Source organism: Synechococcus sp. Cruz CV12-2-Slac-r, from assembly GCF_024346075.1.
In the GTDB taxonomy this organism is placed as follows: domain Bacteria; phylum Cyanobacteriota; class Cyanobacteriia; order PCC-6307; family Cyanobiaceae; genus Synechococcus_D.
Genome location: NZ_JAGQEK010000116.1, coordinates 1 through 5,061 on the forward strand (window position 1 = coordinate 1; position 5,061 = coordinate 5,061).

Consider the following 5,061-nt stretch of genomic DNA (forward strand, 5'->3'; position numbering starts at 1 on the left):
GAATGTAGCGGTGAAACGTTCTTGCACAAGCTTTAAACACCACAGATAGTGCAAACATTTGTACTGTGCAATATTTGGTGTTAACCGCTACCAGGCATTAATCCCTGCCTATATAGGTTTTGCTGATTGGAGCAAGGCTTAATGGTTGTTTCAACTCCACAGCTCAGCATCCAAGAAGTGATGCGCAGCTTGGTGGGCACTAGCTCCGAAATCGTTGAGCGGGGAAAAACAATCTTTTTCCCCGGTGATCCAGCCGAACGGGTTTATCTGCTTAAACGCGGCGCGGTGCGTTTATCGCGCGTATACGAAACCGGAGAAGAAATCACCGTTGCCTTATTGCGAGAAAACAGCCTTTTTGGCGTGCTTTCTTTGCTTACCGGCCAGAAATCCGATCGTTTTTATCACGCGATCGCTTTTACCCGTGTTGATTTGATCAGTGCCCCTGCCACCTCAGTGCGGCAGGCGATCGAAAAGGATGCCCGAGTTGCTTTATTGCTTTTGCAAGGCCTTTCTTCTCGCATCCTGCAAACCGAAACCATGATCGAAACCCTCACCCATCGGGATATGTCTTCCCGGTTAGTGAGCTTTTTATTGGTGTTATGCCGTGATTTCGGAATGCCCGGCACCCGTGGGATCACAATCGATCTCAAGCTTTCCCATCAAGCGATCGCAGAAGCAATCGGTTCTACCCGCGTAACCATTACCCGCTTACTTGGTGATCTACGCAACGATGGCCTCGTGGAAATCGATCGCAAACGCATCACTGTGTTTGATCCGCTTGCCCTTGCAAAACGTTTCAGCTGATCATCCTTCAGCGATACTGGTGCCCTTGTTAGTGCTTTCACCGTGACCGGCTGGCTGCTGATTTTGGCGGTGCTGCTGCTCGGTGGAGTGCTTGCCACCATTGGTGATCGCCTCGGCAGCCGCATCGGTAAAGCGCGCCTGAGTTTGTTTCGGTTGCGCCCCCGCAGCACTGCTGTATTAATCACAGTGCTAACCGGCAGTTTGATTAGTGCCCTCACCCTTGGCTTGATGCTGGCCGTTAGTGAACAGCTGCGGATTGGTTTATTTCAGCTCGATAAAATCGAATCAAAACTCTCGAATGCTCGTAAAAATCTTGACTTCAGTGTTGTTCAATTAACCCGCAGCGAAAAGCAACTTAATAAGGCCCGTAAAGATGTTGCTAGAGCAGATCAAGGTCGCGCGGCAGCACGCCAGCAGCTGCAACAGGTGCAAGCAAGAGCGATTCAGTTGCGGGCTGAACTCACCCCTTTGCAAGCGCGCCGCAAGGTTTTAGAGCAAGAGCGCGATCGGCTTGGTAAAGATGTAAAAAGTCGTGATGCTGAATTGCGTGTATTGCAGCAGCGCACCAGCTTGGGGCAACAGGAACTAAAGCAGTTAGAAGGCAAGGTGCTGGCTTTGCGCAGTGGTGATGTGGTGCTCAGCACTGGTCAGGCCCTCACCACCGCAAGGATCGCAATACCGCAACAACGCTTGGTAAAAAAAGCAACAGAAGACCTGTTACGTGAAGCAAACCTGCGCGCATTTGAACAGGTTTTACCCGGCCAGCAACCGAATCGGCAGTTATTGCTTATTCCCCGCAGCGAAGTGGCAAAGGTGGAGCAGGCATTAAGCAATGGCGCCACCTGGGTGGTGAGTATTCGCTCCGCCGGCAATGTGTTGCGCGGTGAAACCCAGGTTTTGGCTTTTGCTGATGTGCGCCCAAATCAAAAGGTGGTGAGTAAAGGTGAAGTGCTTGCCAGCATTAGTTTTGATCCCAATGAACGCAGCCCTCAGCAGGTGCAAGCCCGTTTGAATTTGCTATTGGCTGCTGCCCGCACCGAAACCCTGCGCCAGGGTTCCCTTGCGCCAGCGATTCAATTTGATGTGGAAGCATTTAAAGCAGCAGGTCGCGCCCTTAGCGAGCAGCGGGGTCGCCGGCCGGTGTTAGTGCAGGTGGTTTCTGTGCGCGATAGCGATACTGCCGATCCGGTGTTTGTTGAATTGCGCGGGGTAAATCTTGATGAATAACAAAAAATGAATATGGGTCATTGGATTGGTTTTGATCCAGGCAGCAGCAAATGCGGCCTGGTGCGCACTGATATAAGCGGGCAGCAGGTGCAAGATCTTTTGGTGTGCACACCCCAGGAAAGCTGGGATTGGTTGCAGCATTGGCAGCAAAGTTGCAGCGTTGCTGGCCTGGTATTAGGCGATGGCACCGGTAGTGGCCCTTGGCAGCAGGCCATCCACGAAGCAATGCCAGGTTTAGACCTTGTGCTGCAGAAAGAAGCCGGCAGCACCCTTGCCGCAAGGGGGCGCTACTGGCAGTTGTTTCCAGCTCGCCGCCTATGGCGTTTATTACCTTTAGGTTTACGTTTGCCGCCACGCCCTTTGGATGATATTGCCGCTTTAGTATTACTAGAAGCTCACCTTGGCATACAATTAGATTTGCTTAAAACTTAGCCCGCACGGTGAATTGATAATCGCCACCTGGTTCTAATTGATAATCACTTTTTACTAAGAAGCGCAATAAAGCGTCTTGAATTAAGGCTCTACCCAGCGATGGTTCTACCACTAATTCACCGCGATCAAAATGCCATCTAAATTCCCAACGGAATCCCCCAGCTGCCACTTCTCCCTCCAGTAATTTCTGGCTAAAGCTTTGATTTAATACCCGCAGCTTTGCATTAGTGGAAGCTAATTTCCCCATCTCAAGCAGTGGGCCTAAAACCATTAAGGCGATTGCCAGCTTTCTCTAAGCCATCTTTTTGGATTAATTCGATTCCACTACAAACCTCCCGTAACACTTGATCCAGCACCCCCTGCTCCGCGCTATTAAAAGCCCCTAATACATGGCCCACCGTGCGTTCTCTGCGTTCTTCTGGGTTTCCTAAAGGGGCGCCGATGCCGATGCGCAACCTTGCAAAATCTTCACTGCCTAAATGTTGGATCGTGCTGCGTAAACCGTTATGGCCGCCAGCACTGCCGCTAGATCTCAGCCTTAACTTACCCAGTGGTAGATCCATATCATCCACAATCACAAGCAAATGTTCAATATTCCAGCCATACCAATCAAGGCTGGCGCGAATTGAACGGCCGCTTTCATTCATAAATGTTTGCGGTTTTAGCAGCCGCAATCTTTTCGCGCCTTGGCCGATATCTGCTAGCTCAGCATGCAACTTGGCTTGAACTCGAAAACCAGTTGAAGCTGCTGCTGCTAGATGGTCGAGCACCATAAAACCAACGTTATGACGGGTGCCGGCATAGTTATTGCCTGGATTACCCAGGCCCGCTAGCAGCATCAGTGGGGCCATCGGCTGATTCAAGCTGCTTGCTGGTTTCCAGATCTACCGGGCTATCAACCGCTTTACGGAATTCCTGTTCAAATTCTTGAGAAGCACTCTGAAAACTTTTCAAAGTGCGCCCAAGGCCGCGGCCTAATTCCGGTAATTTCTTTGGGCCAAACACCAGCAGACCAATAACGGCAATTACCGCCATCTCCGGCAGGCCAACGCCAAAGATATTCATCGTTTAACCCATGCCATTCCAATTCACTGTGATGCCATCAAGCAGCAGTGAACGGTTGTAAAGCTGCAGGATCACCAGCAGAAATACCAGAAATAAAACCATGAACACCCCCATCACTGGAGTGGTGCCCCAACCAGGCACTACCTTGCCGTACTCAGAATTGAGGGGGCGTAGCAGATCTCCCAAGGGGGTGCGTTGGGCCATGGGTTGAAAACCTCTCTGGCGGGGTATAGGGCTCGTTACTGTAATGGCAACAGGCCCTTACCTGCACTTTTAGAAAACAGCTGATGGAAACCACCGCTCCTGCAATTTCGATAGCCCTCACGGTGCTGCTGGTGTTGCTTGCCTTAACCGGTTTTGGTGTTTACACAGCCTTTGGCCCCCCTTCCAAGCAACTAACTGATCCTTTTGATGATCACGAAGATTGATGCTCATGAGGATTGATTCCAACTAGCAATCGCCCATGGTTTCAACTGTGCTGCCACTGCAGAACGGCATGGGCTGAGGTTTTGGGCGCTGATTTGCAATTGATTTTGAGCTGTTTTTTTTAATTCCAGCAGGCGTAAATCCCTATCGGGCCAGGCCATGAGCTGGCGAATTTCCGGATTTTCAGCTGGCTGAATTGCAGCTGCAACGCCGGGGCGTTTCCATAGCGGTTCACGAAATTTTGCAGCGGCTGCAGGCACCGCCTGTTGCCACCAGCCCCCGGCTGCAGGCATCAAGCCCAATCGCATTCTGTGTAAGCCCTGATCTGCGCTGGGATCGGGCCAAGTGGGCCCCCGCAGCAAAGAAACCCCTAGCCCTGCGGCCGTGCCATTTACCCCTTGGGGACCATCCAGCAGCACAGCTAAACCATGCGCATCAGTTCCTGCCGCTAGCCAGCTGATCGCAGCTGCTTCCCACCGGCTTGCTTCTCTTGCGTTGGCAGGGGTGCTGGGGCGGTTTTGTACCCCCGCCGAACAATCAGCAGTCCAAAAACCAGCCGGCTTTGCCAGTGGCAACTCCAGCCGCAACAGTTCATGTTGCTGCTGCCATTGGCTTTGCAGGCATAGTTCCAGCACTTCGCTGCCCGCCTGCAGCCTCAGCAGCAGCTGAATTGGGCTTTGGCCGCAATTGCCGCGCCAACGCCACTGGCTGCTGAGTGGCCCGGCTTCAATTAATTCCGGGCCGCTACTCCAGCTAAACGGCAGTGGCTTTTCTCGATAATCAGCCGCTAAATCCCAGGCATCCCAGAATTCACCGCGATCGCTATAGCGGCGCCATTGCAATGGCTCTTTTAGTAGCGCTGGCCCCCAGGCGTCCCCTTGATAGCCCTGCAGCTGTTCCACCCCTTGGGGCCCCAGCAGCACTTTTACGCAGCTGTTTTGCAAAATCCAGCGCCCTTCCCCCAGCTCCTCCATTCACACCGGCTGTTGAACTGCCAATGCCTTTGGCCCTAGGGGTTTTTGCAGCAGTTGTTGCAGTTCCACCCCAGCAGTAAAAGGCAGTTGCAACCAGCATCCACCAGCTTTTGCTGCCTGAGATCGGAAGAGC

The 5,061-nt window shown here is 52.3% G+C and carries 9 protein-coding genes; 4 read left to right on the forward strand and 5 right to left on the reverse strand.

Features of this window, described 5'->3' with window-relative positions; translation table 11 throughout:
* Positions 1-141 precede the first annotated feature (141 nt).
* From ntcA to KB557_RS08775, 3 genes are read left to right on the forward strand one after another with little or no spacing between them, the layout of a single operon-like run.
* On the forward strand, positions 142-804 hold the full coding sequence (ntcA, locus tag KB557_RS08765) for a global nitrogen regulator NtcA (RefSeq protein WP_255133332.1): 663 nt from the start codon (positions 142-144) through the stop codon (positions 802-804).
* A gap of 42 nt (positions 805-846) precedes the next feature.
* Entirely contained in the window at positions 847-2,031 is a 1,185-nt protein-coding gene (locus KB557_RS08770; RefSeq protein ID WP_255133334.1) for a DUF3084 domain-containing protein, read from the forward strand.
* Between the two features lie 6 nt (positions 2,032-2,037).
* The gene (locus KB557_RS08775) at positions 2,038-2,463 is read left to right on the forward strand and encodes a resolvase (RefSeq protein WP_255133336.1); all 426 of its coding nucleotides are present in this window, start codon (positions 2,038-2,040) and stop codon (positions 2,461-2,463) included.
* On the opposite strand, the gene KB557_RS08780 is transcribed toward KB557_RS08775, so the two are convergent.
* Genes KB557_RS08780 through psbH form a run of 4 tightly spaced genes read right to left on the reverse strand, consistent with a single transcriptional unit; the run spans position 2,453 to position 3,732 of the window.
* Positions 2,453-2,710 carry a DUF3146 family protein gene (locus tag KB557_RS08780; protein WP_255133348.1) on the reverse strand — a complete coding sequence of 86 codons (258 nt, stop codon included), beginning with the start codon at positions 2,708-2,710 and terminating at the stop codon, positions 2,453-2,455. The genes KB557_RS08775 and KB557_RS08780 overlap by 11 nt on opposite strands.
* 1 nt (position 2,711) lies before the next feature.
* Positions 2,712-3,302, reverse strand: a complete 591-nt coding sequence (gene pth / locus KB557_RS08785; protein ID WP_255133338.1) for an aminoacyl-tRNA hydrolase — start codon at positions 3,300-3,302, stop codon at positions 2,712-2,714.
* On the reverse strand, positions 3,280-3,528 hold the full coding sequence (locus KB557_RS08790) for a TatA/E family twin arginine-targeting protein translocase (protein WP_255133340.1): 249 nt from the start codon (positions 3,526-3,528) through the stop codon (positions 3,280-3,282). The genes pth and KB557_RS08790 overlap by 23 nt, the downstream gene beginning before the upstream one ends.
* Before the next feature lie 3 nt (positions 3,529-3,531).
* A complete protein-coding gene (psbH, locus tag KB557_RS08795) occupies positions 3,532-3,732 on the reverse strand; it encodes a photosystem II reaction center phosphoprotein PsbH (RefSeq protein WP_255133342.1) in 201 nt (66 codons plus the stop codon).
* Positions 3,733-3,815: 83 nt separating this feature from the next.
* Between psbH and psbN the strand changes: the two genes are divergently transcribed.
* The gene (gene psbN / locus KB557_RS08800; RefSeq protein WP_255133344.1) at positions 3,816-3,956 is read left to right on the forward strand and encodes a photosystem II reaction center protein PsbN; all 141 of its coding nucleotides are present in this window, start codon (positions 3,816-3,818) and stop codon (positions 3,954-3,956) included.
* 3 nt (positions 3,957-3,959) lie between these two features.
* Here the strand turns inward: psbN and KB557_RS08805 are convergent, their stop codons facing one another.
* Positions 3,960-4,928, reverse strand: coding sequence for a glycoside hydrolase family 38 C-terminal domain-containing protein (locus tag KB557_RS08805; protein WP_255133346.1), 969 nt, complete (start codon positions 4,926-4,928; stop codon positions 3,960-3,962).
* Positions 4,929-5,061 lie beyond the last annotated feature (133 nt).

What these genes read in the sequence shown, in the direction of transcription:
- ntcA (WP_255133332.1), top strand. Translation starts at nt 142, where the DNA reads ATGGTTGTTTCAACTCCACAGCTCAGCATCCAAGAAGTGATGCGCAGC.
- KB557_RS08775 (WP_255133336.1), top strand. Translation starts at nt 2,038, where the DNA reads ATGAATATGGGTCATTGGATTGGTTTTGATCCAGGCAGCAGCAAATGC.
- KB557_RS08780 (WP_255133348.1), bottom strand. Translation starts at nt 2,710, where the DNA reads ATGGGGAAATTAGCTTCCACTAATGCAAAGCTGCGGGTATTAAATCAA.
- pth (WP_255133338.1), bottom strand. Translation starts at nt 3,302, where the DNA reads ATGCTGCTAGCGGGCCTGGGTAATCCAGGCAATAACTATGCCGGCACC.
- KB557_RS08790 (WP_255133340.1), bottom strand. Translation starts at nt 3,528, where the DNA reads ATGAATATCTTTGGCGTTGGCCTGCCGGAGATGGCGGTAATTGCCGTT.
- psbH (WP_255133342.1), bottom strand. Translation starts at nt 3,732, where the DNA reads ATGGCCCAACGCACCCCCTTGGGAGATCTGCTACGCCCCCTCAATTCT.
- psbN (WP_255133344.1), top strand. Translation starts at nt 3,816, where the DNA reads ATGGAAACCACCGCTCCTGCAATTTCGATAGCCCTCACGGTGCTGCTG.
- KB557_RS08805 (WP_255133346.1), bottom strand. Translation starts at nt 4,928, where the DNA reads ATGGAGGAGCTGGGGGAAGGGCGCTGGATTTTGCAAAACAGCTGCGTA.